Annotated in this window: 23 protein-coding genes; 11 read left to right on the top strand and 12 right to left on the bottom strand. The window is 63.2% G+C overall.

The annotated features are described in order from the left end of the window. The first annotated feature begins 47 nt into the window (after positions 1 to 47). Positions 48 to 767, top strand: a complete 720-nt coding sequence (locus tag MFF34_RS10955; protein WP_238213421.1) for a TorF family putative porin — start codon at positions 48 to 50, stop codon at positions 765 to 767. On the opposite strand, the gene MFF34_RS10950 is transcribed toward MFF34_RS10955, so the two are convergent. Together MFF34_RS10950 and MFF34_RS10945 are read right to left on the bottom strand one after the other, a co-directional pair. After that, entirely contained in the window at positions 764 to 1636 is an 873-nt protein-coding gene (locus MFF34_RS10950; protein ID WP_238213399.1) for a DMT family transporter, read from the bottom strand. The genes MFF34_RS10955 and MFF34_RS10950 overlap by 4 nt on opposite strands. A 100-nt stretch (positions 1637 to 1736) precedes the next feature. Further along, positions 1737 to 2147 carry a RidA family protein gene (locus MFF34_RS10945; protein WP_099430895.1) on the bottom strand — a complete coding sequence of 137 codons (411 nt, stop codon included), beginning with the start codon at positions 2145 to 2147 and terminating at the stop codon, positions 1737 to 1739. A 191-nt stretch (positions 2148 to 2338) separates the two neighbouring features. On the opposite strand from MFF34_RS10945, the gene MFF34_RS10940 reads away from it, so the two are divergent. Beyond that, the gene (locus MFF34_RS10940; RefSeq protein WP_238213397.1) at positions 2339 to 2656 is read left to right on the top strand and encodes a hypothetical protein; all 318 of its coding nucleotides are present in this window, start codon (positions 2339 to 2341) and stop codon (positions 2654 to 2656) included. 50 nt (positions 2657 to 2706) lie between these two features. Here the strand turns inward: MFF34_RS10940 and MFF34_RS10935 are convergent, their stop codons facing one another. Further along, complete coding sequence (locus MFF34_RS10935) at positions 2707 to 2919, bottom strand: PLDc N-terminal domain-containing protein (protein WP_027593522.1); 213 nt, start codon at positions 2917 to 2919, stop codon at positions 2707 to 2709. 228 nt (positions 2920 to 3147) lie between these two features. On the opposite strand from MFF34_RS10935, the gene MFF34_RS10930 reads away from it, so the two are divergent. Then, positions 3148 to 4155 carry a GlxA family transcriptional regulator gene (locus MFF34_RS10930; RefSeq protein ID WP_027593523.1) on the top strand — a complete coding sequence of 336 codons (1008 nt, stop codon included), beginning with the start codon at positions 3148 to 3150 and terminating at the stop codon, positions 4153 to 4155. 6 nt (positions 4156 to 4161) lie between these two features. Here MFF34_RS10930 and MFF34_RS10925 read toward each other — a convergent pair whose 3' ends face one another. Beyond that, a complete protein-coding gene (locus MFF34_RS10925) occupies positions 4162 to 4833 on the bottom strand; it encodes a TetR/AcrR family transcriptional regulator (protein ID WP_027593524.1) in 672 nt (223 codons plus the stop codon). Between the two features lie 180 nt (positions 4834 to 5013). Here MFF34_RS10925 and MFF34_RS10920 point away from each other — a divergent pair, with 180 nt between their 5' ends. Continuing rightward, a complete protein-coding gene (locus MFF34_RS10920; protein WP_027593525.1) occupies positions 5014 to 5898 on the top strand; it encodes a DMT family transporter in 885 nt (294 codons plus the stop codon). Positions 5899 to 5906: 8 nt separating this feature from the next. Here MFF34_RS10920 and MFF34_RS10915 read toward each other — a convergent pair whose 3' ends face one another. Next, complete coding sequence (locus tag MFF34_RS10915; protein WP_238213395.1) at positions 5907 to 6791, bottom strand: hypothetical protein; 885 nt, start codon at positions 6789 to 6791, stop codon at positions 5907 to 5909. 217 nt (positions 6792 to 7008) lie between these two features. Here MFF34_RS10915 and MFF34_RS10910 point away from each other — a divergent pair, with 217 nt between their 5' ends. The 5 genes from MFF34_RS10910 to MFF34_RS10890 all read left to right on the top strand — a co-directional run bounded on the left by MFF34_RS10910 (position 7009) and on the right by MFF34_RS10890 (position 12061). Further along, positions 7009 to 7989, top strand: a complete 981-nt coding sequence (locus MFF34_RS10910) for an aliphatic sulfonate ABC transporter substrate-binding protein (protein WP_186703554.1) — start codon at positions 7009 to 7011, stop codon at positions 7987 to 7989. A 16-nt stretch (positions 7990 to 8005) separates the two neighbouring features. Continuing rightward, positions 8006 to 9397 (top strand): LLM class flavin-dependent oxidoreductase, encoded by a 1392-nt coding sequence (locus MFF34_RS10905; RefSeq protein WP_238213393.1) that lies wholly within the window; start codon positions 8006 to 8008, stop codon positions 9395 to 9397. 106 nt (positions 9398 to 9503) lie between these two features. Beyond that, positions 9504 to 10340: a bifunctional allantoicase/(S)-ureidoglycine aminohydrolase gene (locus MFF34_RS10900; RefSeq protein WP_027593529.1), complete on the top strand. Its 837-nt coding sequence runs from the start codon at positions 9504 to 9506 to the stop codon at positions 10338 to 10340. A 101-nt stretch (positions 10341 to 10441) separates the two neighbouring features. After that, positions 10442 to 11047, top strand: coding sequence for an START domain-containing protein (locus MFF34_RS10895; RefSeq protein ID WP_238213391.1), 606 nt, complete (start codon positions 10442 to 10444; stop codon positions 11045 to 11047). Positions 11048 to 11137: 90 nt separating this feature from the next. Beyond that, complete coding sequence (locus MFF34_RS10890; RefSeq protein WP_238213390.1) at positions 11138 to 12061, top strand: LysR substrate-binding domain-containing protein; 924 nt, start codon at positions 11138 to 11140, stop codon at positions 12059 to 12061. 48 nt (positions 12062 to 12109) lie between these two features. On the opposite strand, the gene MFF34_RS10885 is transcribed toward MFF34_RS10890, so the two are convergent. Together MFF34_RS10885 and MFF34_RS10880 are read right to left on the bottom strand one after the other, a co-directional pair. Further along, entirely contained in the window at positions 12110 to 13528 is a 1419-nt protein-coding gene (locus MFF34_RS10885; protein WP_027593532.1) for an amino acid permease, read from the bottom strand. Between the two features lie 381 nt (positions 13529 to 13909). Next, complete coding sequence (locus MFF34_RS10880; protein ID WP_027593533.1) at positions 13910 to 14332, bottom strand: Lrp/AsnC family transcriptional regulator; 423 nt, start codon at positions 14330 to 14332, stop codon at positions 13910 to 13912. 193 nt (positions 14333 to 14525) lie between these two features. On the opposite strand from MFF34_RS10880, the gene MFF34_RS10875 reads away from it, so the two are divergent. Next, positions 14526 to 15578 carry an ornithine cyclodeaminase gene (locus MFF34_RS10875; protein WP_186680187.1) on the top strand — a complete coding sequence of 351 codons (1053 nt, stop codon included), beginning with the start codon at positions 14526 to 14528 and terminating at the stop codon, positions 15576 to 15578. A 33-nt stretch (positions 15579 to 15611) separates the two neighbouring features. Further along, the gene (ctlX, locus tag MFF34_RS10870) at positions 15612 to 16571 is read left to right on the top strand and encodes a citrulline utilization hydrolase CtlX (protein WP_177323884.1); all 960 of its coding nucleotides are present in this window, start codon (positions 15612 to 15614) and stop codon (positions 16569 to 16571) included. 111 nt (positions 16572 to 16682) lie between these two features. Here the strand turns inward: ctlX and sodC are convergent, their stop codons facing one another. The 5 genes from sodC to ggt form a co-directional block, all read right to left on the bottom strand. After that, positions 16683 to 17198 (bottom strand): superoxide dismutase [Cu-Zn] SodC, encoded by a 516-nt coding sequence (sodC, locus tag MFF34_RS10865; protein WP_238213387.1) that lies wholly within the window; start codon positions 17196 to 17198, stop codon positions 16683 to 16685. Positions 17199 to 17318: 120 nt separating this feature from the next. Beyond that, positions 17319 to 18266 (bottom strand): FecR domain-containing protein, encoded by a 948-nt coding sequence (locus MFF34_RS10860; protein ID WP_238213371.1) that lies wholly within the window; start codon positions 18264 to 18266, stop codon positions 17319 to 17321. Next, positions 18263 to 18778 carry a sigma-70 family RNA polymerase sigma factor gene (locus MFF34_RS10855; protein ID WP_238213369.1) on the bottom strand — a complete coding sequence of 172 codons (516 nt, stop codon included), beginning with the start codon at positions 18776 to 18778 and terminating at the stop codon, positions 18263 to 18265. The genes MFF34_RS10860 and MFF34_RS10855 overlap by 4 nt, the downstream gene beginning before the upstream one ends. A 53-nt stretch (positions 18779 to 18831) precedes the next feature. Next, positions 18832 to 19713: a LysR substrate-binding domain-containing protein gene (locus MFF34_RS10850; protein ID WP_238213360.1), complete on the bottom strand. Its 882-nt coding sequence runs from the start codon at positions 19711 to 19713 to the stop codon at positions 18832 to 18834. A gap of 70 nt (positions 19714 to 19783) precedes the next feature. Beyond that, the gene (gene ggt / locus MFF34_RS10845) at positions 19784 to 21589 is read right to left on the bottom strand and encodes a gamma-glutamyltransferase (protein ID WP_238214397.1); all 1806 of its coding nucleotides are present in this window, start codon (positions 21587 to 21589) and stop codon (positions 19784 to 19786) included. Positions 21590 to 21632: the final 43 nt, after the last annotated feature.

Genomic DNA, 21632 nt, shown 5'->3' with positions numbered 1-21632 from the left:
GCAGGTATCCTTTACCGCTCAACCGCAAGCCTTCCAGGACGGAGACCATGACCAGGCCCCTTCTGTTGCTGAGTGCTGCACTGCTCTTCAGCCCCCTGCTGCTGGCCCAGCAAATGAAACGCGAACTGGGCGACATCGACTTCACGCTAGGCACCACACCCTCCCGCAGCATGGCCCAAGGGCTGATTTCGCCCAGCGCCATCGGCGCATTCCATGGTGGCCTCGACCTCAGCCACCGCAGTGGCTGGTACCTGGGCCAATACGCCCCGAGCATGGGCGTTACCCCAAACTCCACCCTGCGGTTGGACAGCTACCTGGGCTACAAGCACCACTTCGACAGCAGCCTGGGTTACGAGGTGGGTTTGATTCATTACAGCCAGCCCACTGTCGCAGGCCCCGACAGTTACGCGCTGTACGGCGGCGTGTCGGTGCTGGGCAGCCGCTTTGGCGGGGCGCTGCGCGACAACCCCGACAACCGCACCGGCACCCTCTTTGCCGACTTCGGCCAATTGCCGCTGTTCGACGTCGACCTCACCGTCAAACTCGCCCATCACCGTTTGGGCACGCCGTTCACCATTGGCGATGGCAGCCAGGTGAATGCCTTTTCCGACTGGTCGCTGGAACTGTCGCGGCCTTGGCTGGGCATCGACCTGAACCTGATCTACAGCAACTCCAACCTCAGTGGCGGCGGTTGTGATGCGTATTCGGGGATCAACACGTATTGCGAAAGCGTAGTCACGCTCAAGGCGCAGCGCAGCTTCTTTTAACGGCGCGGTGCCAGGGCCAGCGCGATACCGCCCAGCACCACGGCACACGCCACCAGTAAGCGAATCGACAGCGGTTCACCAATCAGGCAAACCCCGCCCACTGCGGCAATCACCGGCACACTGAGCTGCATCGTTGCCGCCTGTTGTGCGCTGACCTGCCTGACCACGCCGTACCACACGGCATAACCCGCCCCCGAGGCCAGCACGCCCGAGGCAAGCGCATACAGTAAACCGGGGGCGGTCAACTGCGTGCCGCCACCGACCCACAGCACGGGTGCCAGCAGCACCAGGCATGGCAGGCTGCGGGCAAAATTGCCGGCGGTATCCGCCAACGGCCTGGGTGAGCCTTTGCCTAACAGCGAATAGACGCCCCACGCCACGCCCGAGGCGGCCATCAGCAAGGCGCTGGTCAAGGGTGGCGCCTCGGCACCGGGCAACAACAGCACCAACAGGCCAGTGAAGGCGATCAGCATGCCCAGCAGCATCCGCGGGGTGATGCGTTCGCCTTTGTACGCGGCAAAACCAAACATGGTGATCTGCACGGCGCCGAACAACAGCAACGCACCTGCGCCAGCGCCCAGTTGCAAGTACGCCGCAGAAAACAGGAATGCATAAAGGAACAGCGCCAGGCCGCCTCTCCAACTGCCGCCCTGGGGGATTGCGGGCTTGCGCAACCGTATCAGCAGCATGAGGAACAGCGCACCACTGGCCAGCCGCACCACCGTGAACGATGCGGGGTCGATGGCCCCGTCCCGCAGTGCCAACCGGCAAAACACCGAATTGGCAGCGAAGGCCACCAGGCTGAACAGTGCGGGCCAGAGCCAGGCCCTGGCCTTGCGGTCGGTAAGCGTGGTGGTGCCGGTGCTCATGGTGGGGTCACCTCTGAGAGGGTTATTGTTGTTATATCGGCCCTGCAGCTACCGATATACAACAGAGTGTTTCCCTGGCGCCACCCCCGAGTGGCAGCCGCTACAGCGCTGCCACCGCGTCGATCTCCACCAGCATGCCGCCCAGCGCTAGCCGAGGCACGGGTATCAGTGTGCAGGTCGGTTTCATGAGCGGGCCCCAGGCCCTGTCAGCCTCGGCCACCCATTGCTGCAGACGCGCCTCGCTGTGATCGACGATCAGCAAGGTCAGCTTGAACACCTGTGCCAGGCTGGCGCCTTTGGAGGCCAGGGCCGTCTCGAGGTTGGCCAGGGCCTGTCGGGCCTGGTCGGCGAATGCCGGCGACAGATGCCCGCTGACGTCCTCGCCGCCCTGGCCGGCGATATACAGCAAACGGCTGCCGGCAGGCACTTCTGCGACATGGGAATAGGCATTGCCACTGGGGTCATACAGCCCTGCAGGGTTGGACAACTGGAAAGGTGCTGAACGGGACACGGTGAATACTCGCACGGAGAAAAGTGCCGCCGAGTATCAGACCTCGAGTTAGCTTGAGGTCAAGCGCGCTGTAGGACGTTTCACATGACGCGGTCAGCGTGTTGAACCACGTGTGTGTTTTCAGCGGCGTCTGCCTGCCGCTAGAGTGCAAAACCCGGCACGGAGGCCTGCCCGCAACAAGGAAAGCAACAATGACCAAGCACCACTTTCAACTTGCCTACACCATTAACCCACGGCATGACGGCGATGACGACGAGGCCGCCCGCGCCCGGCTGCACTTGCGCAAAATCGGCTGGGACACTGTGGACCACATCGAAACCACCCTGCTAGGCGTGGTCCAGCTTTACCAAAGCACCACGGCAGCCCGTGTCGATGAAGCCGAAAAGCAGATACGCGACCGCATACACGAAGAGCTCAAAAGCCTGCGTGTGGTGTCGCGGGTGAAGTTTCACGGCAGCCTGATGGTCGACGGCCTGGGCCAGGCCATTTACTTCAGCATCGTGCCCTGAGCCGCGAGCAGTGACCGCACCAGGCGCCCCCGCGCCTGGTGCCATGGCCATCACTTTTCTTGCAGCACTGCCCTGCCCTTCACCGCTCGCGGCCCGCGCCACGCCCAGAACAACAGGCCGGGGAACGGCGCATAGACCACGAAGACGACCCACAGCATCTTGCGCTCGGCGCGGCGGTCACTGCCGATGATGTGCCAGATGGCCCAGATTTCCAGCAGAATCACAAAGGCCGCGATGATGATCCAGATCGTTCCGATTTCCATGAGCGCTCTCCCATTTGGCATGTAATGGGTTGGGTTGCCTTGGGCGCTGAGGGTTCAGATTGATTTCCTGGGAAGCGTGCCTTTAGGCTTGCAGGGCCTGCACCTCACAACCCCCCTTCAACCCATTGCCTGAACACGACCTGAAATACGACAGGCCCACCCGAGAGATTGTCTTTCCCCCGGCCACCCGCCACACTCCGCCTGGCCAGCCAGGAAGCGGAGTCCAGAGTGCCCACCCCACGCCAGTTCAGCAAGAAGACCAGCACCAGCAACATGCTGCGGCTAAAGTCCACCACCGGAAATGCCCAAGCGCCCTATCGGGTCGACTTCGTATTGCTCGAACACTTCTCCATGGCCAGCTTCACCGTGGCCATGGATGTGCTGGTCACGGCCAACCTGCTGCGCGCCGACAGCTTCCAGTTCACCCCACTGTCGCTGGACGGCGACCGGGTGCTGAGCGACCTGGGGCTGGAGCTGGTCGCCAGCGAACTGTCCGCCGAAGCGCTCAAGGAACTCGACCTGCTGATCATCTGCGGTGGCCTGCGCACCCCGCTCAAGTACCCTGAACTCGACCGCATGCTGGACGACTGCGCCGCCCATGGCATGGCCCTGGGCGGCCTGTGGAACGGCGCCTGGTTCCTGGGCCGCGCAGGCGTGCTGGACGACTACGGGTGCAGCATCCACCCCGAGCAACGCGCCAGCCTCTCCGAACGCAGCCCGCAAACCCGCATCACCCCGGCCAGCTTCACCCTCGACCGCGATCGCCTCAGCGCCGCCAGCCCCAATGGCGCGATGGAGCTGATGCTCGGCCTGGTCCGCAGGCTGTACGGCGATGGCCTGGCCGAAGGCGTCGAAGAAATATTGTCGTTCTCCGGCGCGCGCTATCGCCAAGTCGGGCCCGGGGCGAAAAAGTCCATGAGCCTGCACATGCGCACCATCGTCGAGCTGATGGAAAACAACCTCGAAGAAACCCTCAGCCTCGATCAACTGGCCGCCTACAGCGGGCGCTCACGCCGGCAGATCGACCGCCTGTTCCAGGCCCAGCTGGGCACCTCGCCGCGGCGCTACTACATGGAATTGCGCATCACCAAAAGCCGCCGGCTGCTGCAGTATTCCGACCTGTCGGTGATGGAAGTGGCAGTGGCCTGCGGATTCGTGTCGGTGTCGCACTTCAGCAAGTGCTATGCGGCGTACTTCGGCTACCCACCGTCACGCGAGCAACGGCTGGGCGAATGACCCCGCTCAGGCGCGGATGTAGCGGATGACTGCGTCACAGATCATGTTCTTGTGGCGCTGCTTGATCTCGTCGTCGGCGAGGTCTATTTGGAAGATCTCGCCGAAGGTGTGGCGGTTCGACACCCGGTAGAAGCAGAACGAACTCATCAGCATGTGCAGGTCGATGACCTCGATCCCGGAACGGAACACGCCTTCCTGCTCGCCCCGACGCAGGGTGCTGCCGAGCGCTTCGAGCACCAGGCTGCTCATCTCGCGGATGACCGGCGACTGCTTGACGTACTCGCCATAGTGAATGTTTTCGGTGCAGATGATGCGCACGAAATCGACATTGCGGTCGTGGTGATCGAAGGTGAACTCCACCAGGCGACGGATCGCCTGCTCGGCCGGCAGCGACTCCAGGTCCAGGCTTTGTTCGGTCTTGCGGATATCACCGTAGAGCTTGACCAGGCACTCGACGTACAACTGCTCCTTGCTGCCGAAGTAGTAGTAGATCATGCGTTTGGAGGTGGCGGTGCGCTCGGCGATGGCATCGACGCGCGCGCCGGCCAGGCCCTGCTGGACGAACTCGTTGATGGCGGCCTGAAGGATGTCCTCGCGCGTTTTCTCGGGGTTGTTCTTGCGCGACTTGCGCACCCCTTCGATCTCAGGCTGGCCGAGGCTGACTACGGAATCACTCATACCCACTCACAGGCTGTTTATTGGAATGAGGGGATTATCCGTGAGCGCGGCCATGCAGGGAAGCACGCTGTTGGTCGGGTAGCCATCAAAGGGCATTACAAGCAAACCACCGGCGGCGCTTGTAGTCACGCCCTTCAACCCGCTAGCCTGCGTTTCTCTGCCCCGGACGGACCCTGCCGCATGCAACCGCGTGACCTTGCCGCTTACCTGTTTCTGGCCATTGCCTGGGGCTTTTCCTTTCTGGTGGTGCTCAAGACGGTGCACGCCTTTGGCTGGGTCGGCGCGGTCAGCCTGCGCTCGCTGATTGCCGGCAGTACCTTGGCCATTCTGGGCGCGGTGTGCGGCCGTGCCTTGCGCCTGCGACCGTTGCTGAAACCGCTGCTGGTGATCGGCGCCACTACCGTGGCCGGGCAGTTGATCGGCATGTCTTACGCCACGCCACGGATCGGCACCGCCATGGCAGCGATCTTCGTGGCCACCATCCCGCTGTTTTCGATGATCATCGGCCGTGTCTGGGGGTTGGAGAAGATCACCCTGCAAGGCCTCATCGGCCTACTGCTGGGCTTTGTCGGCATCGCCATGCTGGTGGGCTTTCCGGCCCAACCGGTCAACGACGTCTTCATCCACGGCTGTATCGCGTCGCTGTTCGGGGCCTTGAGCGCTGCGTTCGGCAGCAACTACGCCAGCCTGCACGTGCGTGGCCAGGACCCGTGGACGGTGACCGGCGGCGCATTCCTGGCCGGCGGCCTGATGACCTTGCCGCTGTTGCTGGTGGTGCCCGTGCCTAGCGTGCCCCAGGCCAGCGACTGGCTTTACCTGCTGATCAGCGGCGGGGTCATGAGCGCTACCACGTATGTGCTGTTTTTCGGCCTGGTCGCCCGTATCGGTGCCACCCGCGCCATCAGCGTAGAGTTCGTGGTCACCCTGGTGGCGGTGCTGGTGGGGGCGTTGTTCCTCGATGAAACCTTGAGCCTGCTGCAAGTCGCCGGCGGCGGGGTGATCCTGCTCGGCTGCATGCTGGTGCTGGGCTTGCTGCCCGGGCGCAAGCAACGCCTGCCGAGCTGAACGATTGGTCAGTCACGCTGCGCGGTGCTGCGCTCCACCGGTGGGGTCAGGTGCAGCACGCGGTTGCGCCCGCCCTCAGCCAGCAGGTAGCCGCCCTTGCCATCGGCGACGATTGACTGGGGCGCCTTGAGGAACGACAGCACAGTCTGGCGCGAGCCATCAGCATCGATACGCAGCAAGCGGGCGCGGTGCGTGTTGTCTTCGCTGATCCACAAACCGCGCTGGTCGCAGAACAGGAAGGTTGGGTTACGCAGGCCGTCGACCACCACCGGGTCCTGGCCGTCTTCGGACAACGCGCGGACCTTGCCGTTGGCTTTCTCGGTATACAGCAGGCGGCCATCGCTGCAGCGGGTCAGGCCTTCGGTTTCGGTAAGCCCGGAACGCAGCACGTCAAGCTGGCCAGTGCGCCAGTCGTAGCGCATCAAGCGGCCATTGCCCTTGCGGTCCTCGATGGCATAAAGGTGATCGCCCTCGTTCCACAACCCTTGCACGCTCTCGCCGTCGAACAGCCGGGTCACCTGGCCATCACGCGACAGGCTGACCGGCGCGAAACCCCCTTCCTGGCTGAACACCCAGCCGCCTTCGACGGCGACCATGCCGTCAGGTTTGGACAGGTTGTCGATCACCACGACCCGGTCGCCCTGGGCGGTGATCTTGAGGATGCTGCCTTTGCCGTCGTCCAGTTCGCGGCTGACCAGCAGGCTGCCGTCGGCTTGCGGCAGCAACGAGGCTGCTTTGGCCACGTCGCGGTGCAACACCTCGACGTCCCAGCCGCTGGCAGCCTGGACCGGATAGAAACTCTGCCAGGCAAAGAAGCCAAGCGTGGCCGCGAGCAGGCTGGCAGTAGCGGTCAGGGCGATGCGGGTGCTGCGCTTGCGCAGGGTGTGCGGCATGAAAAAGGCTCCTCAAACGTGATCGGGATCCTAACAAAGAGATGTGAAAAAAAAGTGATAGCACAGTGCCCTTATGTGCAAGCGCATGGCTCTAAACTACAAAAAGGATATAAAAATAACTAAACATTCTAACCAAATGGAATTAAAAAATTGAAAGCCAAACGCCACCTCCTTAGTCTGGGCGCACGGATTATCACCCCATTCCAGGAGCCCCCTCATGCCCACCCGTGCCTTTTCCCCCTTGCGCCGCCTGTTGATCGGCGGCCTGTTGGCCAGTGTCGCCAGCGCCTTGCTGCCCTGGTCCAACGCCCTCGCCGAAGACGCCAAAACCTTGCGCATCGGCTACCAGAAATTCAACAGCATCAATATTCTCAAGGGCAGTGGTGCCCTGGAGAAGGCCCTTGCCCCGCAAGGGGTGACCGTCAGCTGGCACGAGTTCGCCGCGGGCCCGCAACTGCTCGAAGCGCTGAGCACCGGCGCCATCGACCTCGGCCACGCCGCCGACGCCCCCTCGGTCTTTGCCCAGGCCGCCGGCAAGCCAGTGGTTTACCTGGCCGCCGAGCAACCCTACCCGCGCGGTATCGGCCTGGTGGTGCGCGAACAGGACCACCTCACAGGCGTGCAGGACCTCAAAGGCAAGCGGGTAGCCACCGGCCGTGGCTGGAACGCGCAATACCTGTTGGCCGTCGCACTGGAGCAAGCTGGCCTGAGCTACCAGGACATCACCCCCGCCTACGTCAATAACGCGGCTGATGCCGTGGCCGCCCTGCAATCGGGCAGCGTCCAGGCCGTGACCCTGTGGGACCCGTTCCTCGCCGCGGCAGAAAGCCAGCCGGGCCTGAAGAACCTGCGTGACGGCAGTGGCTTGTCCAATAACCGCACCTTCTACCTGTCCACCGCGGCATTCGCCGACCAGCACCGCGCCCTGCTGAAGACCTTCTTCGCCGAACTGGGCAAGGTCAGCCAATGGGCCAACGCCAAGCCCGCCGAAGTCGCCGCGCTGCTGGCGCCGCAGTTGGGGATCAAGGCTGATGTGCTGGAAGTGGCCAGCGAGCGCCGTAACTACAACGCCGTCGCCATCACCCCGCAGATCGTCGCCGAACAGCAAAAGCTGGCCGACACCTTCCAGGGCCTGGGCCTGATCCCGCGTAAGTTGCAGGTAGCCGATGCGGTCTACCCGGCTTCCGTGCTGCCGTGACCGGAGACTGACCGCCATGCCCCGCCCGATCCGCTTCAACGCGTTCAGCATGAACGCCGCCAGCCACCAGTCCCCCGGCCTGTGGCGCCACCCGCGTAACACCAGCGTGGCCTTCAACCGCCTGGGCTACTGGACCGACCTGGCCCGCCTGCTGGAGCGCGGCCTGTTCGACGCGCTGTTCATTGCCGACGTACTGGGCATCTACGACGTCTACCAGGGCGGCCCTGAAGCGGCCTTGCGCGGGGGTGTGCAGGTGCCGGTCAACGACCCGCTGCTGCTGGTCCCGGCCATGGCCGGCGTAACCGAGCACCTGGGCTTTGGTGTGACTTTTTCACTGACCTACGAACACCCCTACCCCTTTGCCCGTCGCATGTCCACGCTCGACCACCTGAGCAATGGCCGTGTCGGCTGGAACATCGTCACCGGCTACCTGAACAGCGCCGCGCGTAACCTGGGCCTGGCCCGCCAACTGGGCCACGACCAGCGTTACGACCTGGCCGAGGAATACCTGCAGGTGCTGTACAAACTGTGGGAAAAAAGCTGGGACGACGACGCGGTGGTGCTGGAGCGTGACAGCGGCCGTTATATCGACCCTTCCCGGGTCCACCCGATCGGTCACGTCGGCGAGCACTTCCAGGTGCCCGGCACACACCTGTGCCAGCCCTCGCCGCAACGCACGCCGGTGTTGTTCCAGGCTGGCGCCTCGGCACGCGGCCAGCAGTTTGCTGCGCAGCATGCCGAGTGCGTGTTCATCAGCGGGCCGACGACTACGGTACTGCGCCGCTATGCCGATGGCATTCGCCAGGCCAGCGAAGTGGCCGGGCGTGGCCGCGACGAGGTGTTGATCTACGCCCAGGCACTTTTGATCGTCGCCCCCACGCGTGAAGAGGCCAAAGCCCGCTTTGCCGAATACCGGGGCTATGTCGACCTGGACGCCGCGTTGGCCCTGCTGTCGGGCTGGACTGGCATCGACTTCGCCGGCCTCGACCCCGACGCACCGATCGAGTATGTCGAGAACGATGCCGGCCGCGCCGCCCTGGCCGCCTTCACCGCCGCCGACCCCAACCGCCGCTGGACCGTGCGCGAAGCGGCCGAATTCGTCGGCCTGGGGGGCCGTGGCCCGGTCCTGGTGGGCTCTGCCAGTGACATCGCCGACCAGTTGGAAACGTGGCTGGACGAGACCGGCATCGACGGTTTCAACCTCACGTACGCGGTGCAACCGGATGACCTGGCCAACGTCGTCGAGCTGCTGGTGCCCGAACTGCAACGCCGCGGCCGCTACCCCTTGCACTACCAGGACGGCACCCTGCGCCACAAGCTGTTCGGCCAGGGCGACCGCTTGCCGGAGCAGCATGCAGGGCGCCAGGTTAGCATTCAGCAAGCAAATACCGGGTATTCCAACATTTAATTTGTAGATGGCACGCGCTCGACCCTATTCTGTCGGCACATCCCCTGCGCCGCACCGGCCGGTGCGGTTCACGGCACGGGGAGAGAACAACAAGTCGAGATCGTCCATGTCGAATCATTCCTACTTCGCCCCCCACGGTGGGCACCCGGCTCAAACCGAGCTGCTGACTGACCGTGCCATGTTCACCGAAGCCTATGCCGTCATCCCCAAGGGCGTGATGCGTGACATCGTCACCAGCCACCTGCCGTTTTGGGACAAGATGCGCATGTGGGTCATCGCCCGCCCATTGACCGGCTTTGCCGAGACCTTCTCGCAATACATCGTCGAAGTGGCCCCGGAAGGCGGCAGCGAGCGCCCAGAGTTGGACGTAAACGCCGAAGCCGTGGTGTTCGTGGTCGAGGGTGAGCTCGACATCACCCTGGAAGGCAAGCACCACACCCTGAAGCAAGGCGGCTACGCCTTCATCGCCCCAGGCGCCGAATGGAGCCTGCGCAACCACAGCAAGGCCAACGTCACCTTCCACTGGCTGCGCAAGCACTACCAGAAGGTTGAAGGCCTGGACCTGCCAGAGTCCTTCGTCACCCACCGTGACAACGCCACCGTTATCGAAATGCCGGGCACCGAAGGCCGCTGGAAAACCACCCGCTTCGTCGACATGGCCGACATGCGCCACGACATGCACGTCAATATCGTGACCTTCCAGCCGGGCGGCGTGATTCCATTCGCTGAAACCCACGTCATGGAACATGGCCTGTACGTGCTGGAAGGCAAGGCGGTGTACCGCCTGAACCAGGACTGGGTCGAAGTCGAAGCCGGTGACTTCATGTGGCTGCGCGCCTTCTGCCCGCAAGCCTGCTACGCCGGTGGCCCAGGCAACTTCAGCTACCTGCTGTACAAGGACGTCAACCGCCACGTGCACCTGACGCTCAACCCACAGCGCTAAGCGTTTAGATAAGCCCAGCCTGTTGGACCGAAGCCCGCCTCCCTGGCGGGCTTTCTGTTTGCCGCTCATACTGAACAATCCTGCCCTGCGCGGTGCTCACCATGAACCGCTACCGCCTGCTTGCCGCCTTGTTGCTGGCGCTGTCCAGTACCGTTCAGGCGACCGACGACTGGAACCTGGCCTACGACAGGGAAGGCATCCGTGTCTACCTCAGCGGCGACGGCGATTCCCCCTACCAGCAGTTTCGCGGTGTCAGCACCATGAAGGCCAGCGTACGCACGTTGACAGACCTGCAGGAAAACCTGCGCGTGGCCTGCAAATGGCTGTATGCCTGCGCCGAGATGCGCTTGCTGGAGGTCGACGGCGACAGTACCTGGGTCTACCTGACCACCAACCTGCCGTGGCCGACCCTGCCGCGCGACATCGTGGTCAAGGTGACCACTGAACAGCGCGACGACGGCACCCTTCTGCGCCACCTGAGCGCCGACCCTGGCAAGATCCCCGAAGTGGATGGGCTGATCCGCGTGCAGCGCCTTAGTGGCCAGTGGGTGATGAAACCGCTGGGTGACAAACAGACCGAAGTCACGTACCAGCTCAAGGCAGACCCGGCCGGGGATGTGCCGGGGTGGCTGGCCAACCGCTTTGTGGTGGATGCACCGGTGGTGACGTTGCGCACGCTGCGGGCGGTGGCCGAGCGCCAGCACTGAAGGCATGCTGGCGACTACCGCCCTGGCGGTTTTTCTGCCACTGTCTCGGCGCGACGCGGACCAGCGCGTCGCGCCTTGCCAGGACGTCGCATGAAAACACAAGAATACGGCAACAAACACAAAGGCTACCGGCGCATCATCCCGTCGATGACGGCACTGCTCGAATTCGAAGCCGTGGCCCGGCACAACAGCTTCACCCTGGCCGCGCAGGAGTTGGGCGTGACCCAGGCAGCGGTGAGCAAACAGGTCAAGCAGCTCGAAGAAACCCTCGGCAGCCAGCTGTTCCAGCGCCTGCACCGGGGCGTGCGCCTGACCAGCGAGGGCCAGGCCCTGTATGCGGTCATTTCCGATTCGCTGCAAAAGATCGCCTCGGTCTTCGACCGCCTCAGCGAGGGTGGCAACGAGCAAGAACTGGTGCTGAGCTGCACCGCGACGTTTTCCCAGCTGCGGGTCATGCCGCGCCTGGGCACCTTGCGCACCGCCCTGCCCCACGTGCGCCTGCGCCTGGCCACACAGATGTTCATGGGCGACCTGCGCAATCACGATGTCGATCTGCTGGTGCGCTATGGCAACGGGCGCTGGGAAGACGGCACCGCGGTGCAGCTGTTCGAGGAAGAAATATTTCCGGTGTGTTCACCCGACTGGCTCACCCGCAACAGCCTGCCGGAGTCACTAGAAGGGTTGTACGGCGCCGACTTGCTCGATGCCGATGCCACGACCGAGGGCTGGATGACCTGGCCTACCTGGTTCCGCGAAGCGGGTGGGCACCCGCCCAAACTTCGCTACAGCCTGCGTTGCCACTTGTACGCCGACACCGTCCAGGCAGCGCTGCATGGGCATGGTGTGGCGCTGGGATGGGGTCGAATGGTCGATCACCTGTTGGCGTCCGGTGAGCTGGTGCGCCTGACCGACCTGGTGGTCAAACCCCGCGAGGCCTACTACTTGGTAGTGCCCCATGGCCGCAGCAGTACCCCGACCACTCTGGGCTTGGTGGACTGGCTGCGCGACAGCTGAAAGCGGCAATGGCCGTGGGCGTTACCCCACGGCCAACTGCACTGCGTTTCAGGAAGCCGTAGCCGCTACTTGCCGAGCGCACACCTTAACCCGGCGCCGGTAGGCGAGCAGCAAGCCGATGTACCACAGCGGCATCACATACAGCGCGGTGCGTGTGTCAGGCTCGAGCGCCAATAGGCACAACACGAAGATCAAGAACAGCTGCGCCGATGCCGCCGTCACTTTGCCACCAGGCAGCTTGAACCTGGACTGCTCATGCGCCTTGGGGTTCTGGCGGCGGTAGGCAAAGTAGGACATCAGGATCAGCGACCAGGTGACGATGATCATCACCGCCGAAATGGTCGACACCAACGTGAAGACCGTCATGACCTCCGGGATCACGAACAACAGCGTCAGCGCAATCGCCATGCACACCCCCGAAAACACCAGCGCCCTGACCGGCGTACCCGACCCGGACAGCCGCCCGAACGCAGTCGGCGCCTGTTGCTGGTGGGACAGGCCGTAAAGCATCCGCGACCCCGAATACACACCGCTGTTGGCCGACGAGGCGGCAGACGTCAGCACCACGAAATTGATGATGCCGGCCGCAGCCGGCAGGCCGCCCAGCAGGAACAGCTCGACGAACGGGCTGCGGTTTGCCGGCACATTCGCCCACGAGACCACGCTGATGATGCACACCAGCGAGCAGATGTAGAACAGCAGGATGCGCACGGGAATGGTGTTGATCGCTTTGGGCAGGGTCTTTTCCGGGTCCTTGGCCTCTGCGGCCGCGGTACCGATCAGTTCGGTGCCCACGAACGAGAAAATCGCGATCTGGAAGCCGGCGAGGAAGCCGAGAATGCCATGGGGCATGACCACGCCGGGTGCCACCAGATGGCTGAAGGACGCCGTTACCCCGGCTGGCGACGTGTAGGACGTGGCCACCATCACCAGCCCCGTGACCACCAGCAGCACGATCGCAACGATCTTGATCAGCCCGAACCAGAACTCGACCTCGCCAAACGCCTTTACCGCCAGCATGTTCAGGCCCAGCAGCAGGAACATCGTGGCAAATGCCGGTAGCCACGTGGGCACGTCGGGGTACCAATACTGGAAGAAGCCTGCCACCACGACCACATCACCCACCGCCGCGACCACCCAGCTGAGCCAGTAGGACCAGCTGAGGATGAAACCGGCGCGCGGCCCCAGGTAATTGTGTACCAGGTCTGCGAACGACTCCATGTGCAGGTTGGCCAGCAGCATCTCGCCCATCGCACGCATGATGCAGAACACGAAAAAGCCGATGATGGCGTACACCAGAATGATTGAAGTGCCGGAAAGCGCGATGATCTTGCCCGAGCCCATGAACAGCCCGGTGCCGATCGCACCACTGATCGAAATGAGCTGAATGTGCCTGTTTTCCAGCCGTCGCTTCAGCGTACGGCCAGGCTGCCCAGTCGCGTCTTGCGAGTTGCACGTTTGCTGCATAGTTGACCTCTTATTCTTTTTCTGTGAAACCACATGCCCTTCGCTGCGCACTTTAATTGGTACGCACGTGCACACTTTTTTGTAATAACAAGCGCAGCAGGCATGGGTATTAACGCAGACGGAAATACACGCCCCGATGAAACTTCTCATCAGGCTTGATTAATTATGAAAGCCCATCACACGTACACGCCGATTAATCTGAACATGCCCGGCAAGACGTTTAAACGTGAAACACAGAGTGCTGACGCTGTTTCATTTTGCCAGCCGTTGTGGTCAATCGGAACGCTACAGACTGCACACACGAAATGGGATTTGTTGCACTGTGAAAGGCCGGGGTGACAGTTTGCGCCAGGCGCCTGCCCATTCCGGCTATCGCGGTGATCACATCTTGAAGGTGGAGAGCAAAATGCTGGTCTCGGTGTTCTCGATGTGTTGTATCGAGCGAATGGTGTTCAACGCCCGGTCGAAGGCCTCGAGGGTGTCGGCCCGAAGCTCGGCCATCAGGTCCCAGCGGCCATTGGTGGTGTGGATGGCCACCACGTTGGGGTGCCCGCGCAGCGCGTGCTTGACCTCCGCAGCATGGTGGCCGCTGATGCCGATGCTGGTAATTGCCCGTACGCCTTGCTCCAGGGCATCTGACCTGAGGCGAATCGTGTAGCCCATGATCACCCCTTGTTCCTCAAGCTTGGTGATGCGGTTCTGCACCGTTGCCCTGGCAACCTTGAGTTTCTTGGCAAGGGTGAGAATCGGCGTGCGTGCATTATCACGCAACAGCGCGATCAGTTCCCGGTCTACAGTGTCCATGGTGCCTGCCCATTAATCAGATTGTTATTCGGGGGTCGCAGATTGTCTAGAAAGTTGACGAAACTGGCAACCTGCTCTCTTCAATTTGACGCAACCTTTCATCAAACTCTTCGTGCTGGCAACCCCTCAACAATCTTAAGCGTTCACCCTGCAGGCCTTGAGGTGAGAGCGCGCGCATAAAAGGTGCAAGAGCATGACGTATTTCATTGATGTTCCAACCATGTCCGATTTGGTCCATGACATTGGCGTAGCGCCCTTCATTGGCGAACTGGCCGCCGCCCTGCGCGAAGATTTTAAACGTTGGCAGGACTTTGATAAGTCCGCCCGTGTTGCCAGCCATTCGGAAGTGGGTGTGATCGAATTGATGCCAGTCGCCGACACGCATCGCTATGCGTTCAAATACGTCAACGGGCACCCTGCCAATACAGCAAAAGACCTTCATACCGTCATGGCCTTTGGCGTGTTGGCCGACGTGGCGACCGGTTACCCGGTGCTGTTGTCTGAACTGACCATCGCCACCGCCCTGCGCACTGCCGCCACATCGTTGATGGCCGCCCAAGCACTGGCCCGGCCGAACGCGAAAAAAATGGCGCTGATCGGCAACGGCGCGCAAAGCGAATTCCAGGCACTGGCCTTCCACAAGCACCTGGGTATCGAAGAAATCGTCGCCTTCGACACCGACCCGCTGGCCACCGCCAAGCTGATCGCCAACCTCAAGGAGTACAGCGGCCTTACCATTCGCAAGGCCCGCTCTGTTGCCGAGGCGGTCAAAGGCGTCGACATCATCACCACGGTGACCGCCGACAAGGCCTACGCGACCATCATCACCCCCGACATGCTCGAACCCGGCATGCACTTGAACGCAGTGGGCGGCGACTGCCCAGGCAAGACCGAACTGCATGCCGATGTATTGCGCAGCGCACGCGTGTTCGTCGAGTACGAACCGCAGACCCGTATCGAAGGTGACATCCAGCAATTGCCTGGCGACTTCCCAGTGGTCGACCTCTGGCGTGTACTGCGGGGTGAAACCGAAGGCCGCCAAAGCGACAGCCAGGTAACCGTATTCGACTCGGTAGGCTTCGCGCTCGAAGACTACACCGTACTACGGTATGTACTACAGGAAGCCGAAAAACGCGGCCTGGGTTCAAAAATCGACCTGGTGCCCTGGGTGGACGAAGACCCGAAAGACCTGTTCAGCCACACCCGCGGCCGCGCTGCCAAAAGCCGCATCCGACGCGTTGCATAACCCTACGGTCAGCTCTTAATTTCGGTATTCCAGATGGCATTTCCAACGCGTTCGATTCAAGCACCTGCGGCAGTGGTCATGGTGAGGCCACACGCCTTCACCCCCAACCCGGAAACAGCGGCAGACAATTCGTTCCAGAGCACCCACCCTGACGTCGCCGCGCAGGCCGTGGCCGATGTGGCGCGCGACGAAGTCACCCAGGCCGCGGGGCGGCTTGAAGCCGAGGGCGTGCGGGTGCACCTGTTCGACGACTTTGGTGAGCAGAACACGCCGGACTCGGTGTTCCCGAACAACTGGTTCTCCACCCACCCGGGCGGCCACATCGCGATCTACTCGATGTACTCGCGCAACCGCCGCCGCGAACGGCGGGCGGATGTCATCGAGATGCTCAAGCATGAGTACCGGGTGCAGGATGTGATCGACTATTCCGGGCTGGAACAGGACGAGCTGTTTCTCGAAGGTACTGGGGCGATGGTGTTCGACCATTTGTCCAGGGTCGCCTATACCGCCCGCTCCAACCGCGCCGACCCGATCGCCCTCGAGCGTTTCAGCACGCACTTCAACTTTGAGCCCATGGTGTTCGACACGGCCGACGAACAAGGCACGCCGATCTACCACACCAACGTGCTGATGTGCGTGGCAACGGAGTTTGCACTGGTGGGGTTTGACACGTTCACCAACCCGAGCCGTGCACAGGAGGTGCGCATGCGCCTGATCGAGTCAGGCCGTGATGTGATCGACCTGAGCAACCAGCAGATCAGCCAGTTTGCCGGCAACGCCATCGAGCTTTCTGGGCGTGATGGTCGAATCCTTGCGCTTTCGCGCAAAGCGTTCGACAGCCTTACGGGGGAGCAGCGTCAACGCATCGAGCGTTCGGCGCGGTTGGTACCTTTGGATGTGCCGACCATCGAGATGGCCGGGGGCTCGGTGCGCTGCATGATCGCCGGGATTCACCTGTCACCGAGAAGCTCACGCCCGCTTTCGATCAATTGATTGAAAGCCACCTGTAGGAGCAGCCTTGTGCTGCGAAGAGTCCGGTACAGCTGTTGCAGATGATGTGCCTGCAATGGCCTCTTCGCAGCGCAAGGCTGCTCCTACCCGCCGTTACTGCACAACCCCGCATGCCATTCGCACACCACCACCGCCCAGTTTTTCCGGGTGGTCACTGTGGTTGTCGCCACCGGCATGCACCATCAACGCATGGCCTTTGAAGTCCGCAGCCTTGAGGCGTGGCGCGAGCACCGGATAGCTGGCCTTGCCATCGGCACCCACGTACAGCGCCGGCAAGTCACCCCGGTGGCCGCTGTCATCGTAGGGGCCTTTATGCGCCTGGGTCGAATCCGGGTCCCAGTGGCCACCCGCCCCGCCAGCAGGCACCGGCCTGCCGTTCTCCTCCGCGGGAGCACACGACGCATTCTGATGCAGGTGGAAGCCATGCACGCCGGGTGGCAGGTCCTTGAGATCAGGGGTCAGAAGGGTGCCATATTGGTTTTGCTCGATGCTGATGGTCCCGATCGACTTGCCTGGGCCGTCGGGGCCTGCCAGCTTGAGTTCCACCGTCTGGGCGGCCTGCGCAAGGCCGGTGCTGGCCAGCAATGCAACGAAAAGCGCTGCTTTCATGTTGGTTCTCCATCGTGTGGGATGACGGGTGTCGTACCCAGGTAACAGTTGGGACTGCGCAGCCCGCCAGGTATTCCATTTGGCCACAGACTGAAACACTTACACGTGTGCGGTGTACCCTCAGGCAGGTTGCTTGCGCGGTGTCAGCGACACCCAGTAGCGGGTCCGGTAATGCACCTGCAGCTGCAGGCTGGCAGCCAACAAGGCAAGGATGCGGTCGTTGTCGTCGAGCTGGAAGGTGCCGGTCACGCTCAGGCGCTCCAGGGCCGGGTCCCAACGCAGCAGCCCGGGGCGATAGCGGTCGAGTTCGCGCAATACATCGCCCAAGGGCTGGTTGTCGACCATCAACAGGCCTTGCTGCCAACCCGGTAACTGCGCGTCGAACGCCTCTATAGGCCCTGCCCCGCTTGCAGCAAGGGTTACCCTCTGCCCAGCCTGCAATGACAGCGCGCCGCCCTGGGCCGTTTGCAGGCGCACGGCGCCATCGCTGACCGACACGCGGTAGTGCTGCCCTTGCTGACGCACGCAAAAACTCGCCTGGGTAGCAAAGACAGCGCCTTGGGCGGTCTGCACCTGCAACGGGCCGACGCAGTCCACGGCAATCTCACCCCGTACCAGTTGCACAACGTGCTGGCCGCCCTGCACAGACAGGTTCACCGCACTGGCAGTGTTCAAAAGCACGCGCCCTCCCCCTGCCAGCACGTGGCCACGCCGTTCTCCGGTGGCGGTGTGCAGGTCGGCGCGCCAGCTGTTCACGGGTAGCTGACGGTAGCCATACCAAGCCAGCGGCGCCAGGGTGCCGATCGCCAAGGCCTGGCCCAGCAACCGGCGGCGGTCGGGGTCCGGGCGGTCCAAGCAGGCCACGGCAAGCGACGATGGCACGGCGGAAAACTGCGTGCGCAGGGCCTCGGCCTTTTGCCACAGCGCTTCATGGGCTGCGCTGCGTGCACGCCAGCGCTGTAGCGCGTCGATCTGGCCATCATCCAGTGGGCCAGCGTCCTGCAAGGCCAGCCACTGCGCGGCCTCGCGGGCCAGTTGCCGAGCGCGGGCGTCGACGGGCGCGCTCACAACGCCACCAACAGGCAATGCGCGTACGCCTTGACCATGTAGCGTTTGACCGTACGCTCAGAAACCTGCAAACGCTCGGCAATGGTTGCGTAGTCGACCCCTTCCAACTGCGCCCACAAAAAAGCCTGGCGCACGGCGCGTGGCAGGCCGTCGAGCAGTTCGTCCAGGGCCTGCAAGGCTTCAAGCAGTATCCAGCGTTGCTCCGGCGAGGGTGCCAGCGCTTCGGGCAGGTTGGCCAGGGCTTCCAGGTAAGCGTGCTCCAGGCTGCGTCGCTTGTAGTGGTTGATCAGCAGCCGCTTGCCCACGGTCAGTAGATAGGCCCTGGGCTCACGCAGGCTGGGTAGCGTCTGCCCGGGGTGCGCGGCGAGCACCCGCAAGAAGGTGTCCTGGGCCAGGTCGGCGGCCTCCCAGGCATCGCCCAGGCGGCGCGAGAGCCAGCCTTCCAGCCAACTGCGATGGTCGCGGTAAAGCGTGCCGAAGGAGGTTTCGTCTGCCGGGGTGGAGTCGGTCATTCAAGGGCACGCTAGCGGGCTAAAGGTATGAATGCGACTGATTCTAATTGCTTTTAGATCCCACCTCCAGCCAACAATTGCGTCATCACCTCGGCCAGTGCCTTGACCATCACGTCTGCCGTGGGCCGGTGGACGATGACGATTTCGTAGCTGTCGACCTCGGGCAACCCCTGCTCGCCCCCCAGCACCCGGTGCTCGCGCGTTGCCGCCCGCGGCGGTAGCAGGCTGATGCCCATGCCATCGGCGACTGCAGCCTGGATGCCGCTGAGGCTGGAACTGGTAAAACTGATGCGCCAGCGCCGGCCCATGCCTTCGATCGTGGTGATCATGTCATCGCGGTACAGCCCGCGTGGCGGAAAGGTCACCAACGGGATCGGGTCGAGTTCAAAAGCCGGCGTGCGCGCACTGTCGATCCACTGCAAACGCTCCGGCCAGCAGGCCACCCCTTCGCGGCTGTTGCGCCGCTGCTTCAGCAGCACCAGGTCGAGCTCGCCATTGTCGTAGGCTTGGCTGAGGTCGCGGCACAGCCCGCTGGTCACTTCCAGTTTGACCTGCGGGTGCAGCCGGCTGAACGCCGACAGGGCGTTGGTGGTGCGCCCACCGACGAAATCCTCGGGCACGCCAAGGCGCACGGTGACACCGACCATCGCCCCTGCCAGCGCTTCGAGCATCTGGTCGTTCAAGGCCAGCATATGGCGGGCATAGCCGAGCAAGGTCTGCCCGGCATCGGTGGGCAGCACGTCACGGTTGCCGCGCACCAGCAAACGGTGGCCGACCATTTCTTCGAGTCGGCGCACCTTTTGGCTGATGGTGGACTGGGTCGAGTGCAGGCGCGCGGCGGCGGTGGTGAAACTGCCGCAATCGGCCACTACGACGATCGCGCGCAGCAAGTCGAGGTCGAACAGTGCTCTATTCGATTTCACGCTGATGGACATCTTGGTATTCAACTTCTGAATGGCAAGGTAGCGTTCTATCACGCCACCTCGCACCCCGCAACGCGCTTGCTCAATCGCCGAGTGCCGCGCCTTCGCGTCGCGGGTCCGCGCCCCCGGACCAGCCAGCGCCAGTGCGCTGGATGATCTGCATGCCGCTGGTCATGGTCATGGGCGTGACCTCGTGCCCCCAGGCCGCCAGTTGCCGGATCAGCCCCGGGCTGGTCAGCCCCGCTTCCACCTCGGTGCCGGCATTACGGCTGCCGAAATTGGGCAGGTTGCTGGCTTGTTGCGGGTTTAGTTGCCAGTCCAGCAGGCCGACCAGCGCTTTGTTCACATAGCCGATGATCTGCGAGCCGCCGGGGGAACCGAGGCTGGCCACCAGTTCACCTGATGACCGCGAAAACACCAAGGTCGGCGCCATGGCCGACAAGGGGCGCTTGCCCGGCTCGACCCGGTTCGCCACGGGCTTACCTTGCTCCTGCGGCAAAAACGAGAAATCGGTCAGGTGGTTGTTCAGCAAAAAACCTTTGACCATCAAATGCGCCCCGAACGCCGCCTCCACTGACGTGGTCATGGCCAAGGCCTGGCCACTGTCGTCCACGGCAGAGAGGTGCGACGTGGAAATACGCAGCGGCGAACGGTCGGGGGCCATGGCCAGGTCGGCGCCCTGCGGGATACCGGGGCGGGCGCGCTTCATGCTGTAGGTGCCGATCTGGGCGGCACGCCCAGCGAGGTAGGCAGGGTCGATGAGGGCTTTGACCGGCACCGGCACGTAGTCGCTGTCGGCCAGGTATTGGGCGCGGTCGGCATAGGCCAGGCGTTCGGCTTCGGCGATCACGTGAACCGCCAGCGGCGCGGGCTCCAGGCCGGCGGGCGATGACGTGGCGCGTGGCGCACGTTTCGCCAGGTCATAGTGCGGCGACGCGCGCTGTAGCGCTTCAAGGATGCCCAGTGTCTGCAGTACAGCGACCCCGCCCGAAGAAGGCGGCGGCATGCCACAGATACGCCACAGTTTGTACGGGCCACAGACCGGCTCCCGCTCGCGCGCCCGGTACTGGCTCAGGTCCTGCAATGACAGTTGCCCGGCATTGGCATGCCCACGCACCTGGGCAACGATCGCTTCGGCCACCTCGCCGTTGTAGAACGCATCAGGCCCCTGCGCGGCGATGCGCGCCAGGGTCTGCGCAAGCTCGGGGTTGCGCAGCAACGTGCCGACCGGCAGTGGCTTGCCGTTTTCGCCAAGGAAGTAGCGGGCCATGCTGGGTGAGCGGGCGACATAAGGGTCAGCTGCCAGTAAGGTGTGTAGACGCTCAGAGACTGGAAAGCCCTTTTGCGCCAGCGCTATCGCAGGCGCGAACAAATCCTGCCACGGCAGCTTGCCATGCTGTTCATGGGCCAGTTTAAGCGCCCGCAGCACGCCAGGAACGCCGACCGCACGCCCACCGATTTGCGCCGCCCTGAATGGCATCGGCGATCCGTCGGCTTGCAGGAAGAGTGATTCCGTGGCCGTTGCAGGCGCTGCCTCTCGGCCATCGAACGCCTGCACACGCTTGCCGTCCCAATAGAGGATGAAGGCCCCACCACCAATGCCACTGGATTGCGGCTCGACCAGGGTGAGCACCATCTGCATGGCGATCGCCGCATCGATGGCACTGCCACCGGCGCGCAGCATCGCACGCCCCGCCTCGCTGGCCAGCGGGTTGGCAGCTGCGGCCATGTGCCGGCTGGCGTGGACGGGTTGCAAGGCGCTGCGGTAGCCGGACTGCAATTCTGGGGGTGGGGGTAGTACCTGGTCGGCCCAGGCTGGGCCAGCGGTGGCGGCCAGGCACAGGGCGGTTATCAGTTGCCGGGGGAGTGATGAGAGGCTTGAGTGCATGGCGATGGATTTTTTTCGCTCTTGAGATCGAGCGCCGCTGGCG

Source organism: Pseudomonas sp. PAGU 2196 (assembly GCF_022179005.1).
Lineage (GTDB): Bacteria > Pseudomonadota > Gammaproteobacteria > Pseudomonadales > Pseudomonadaceae > Aquipseudomonas > Aquipseudomonas kermanshahensis.
Note: the sequence above shows the minus strand (reverse complement) of the source record. Positions and strands in the feature narration are given on the sequence as shown.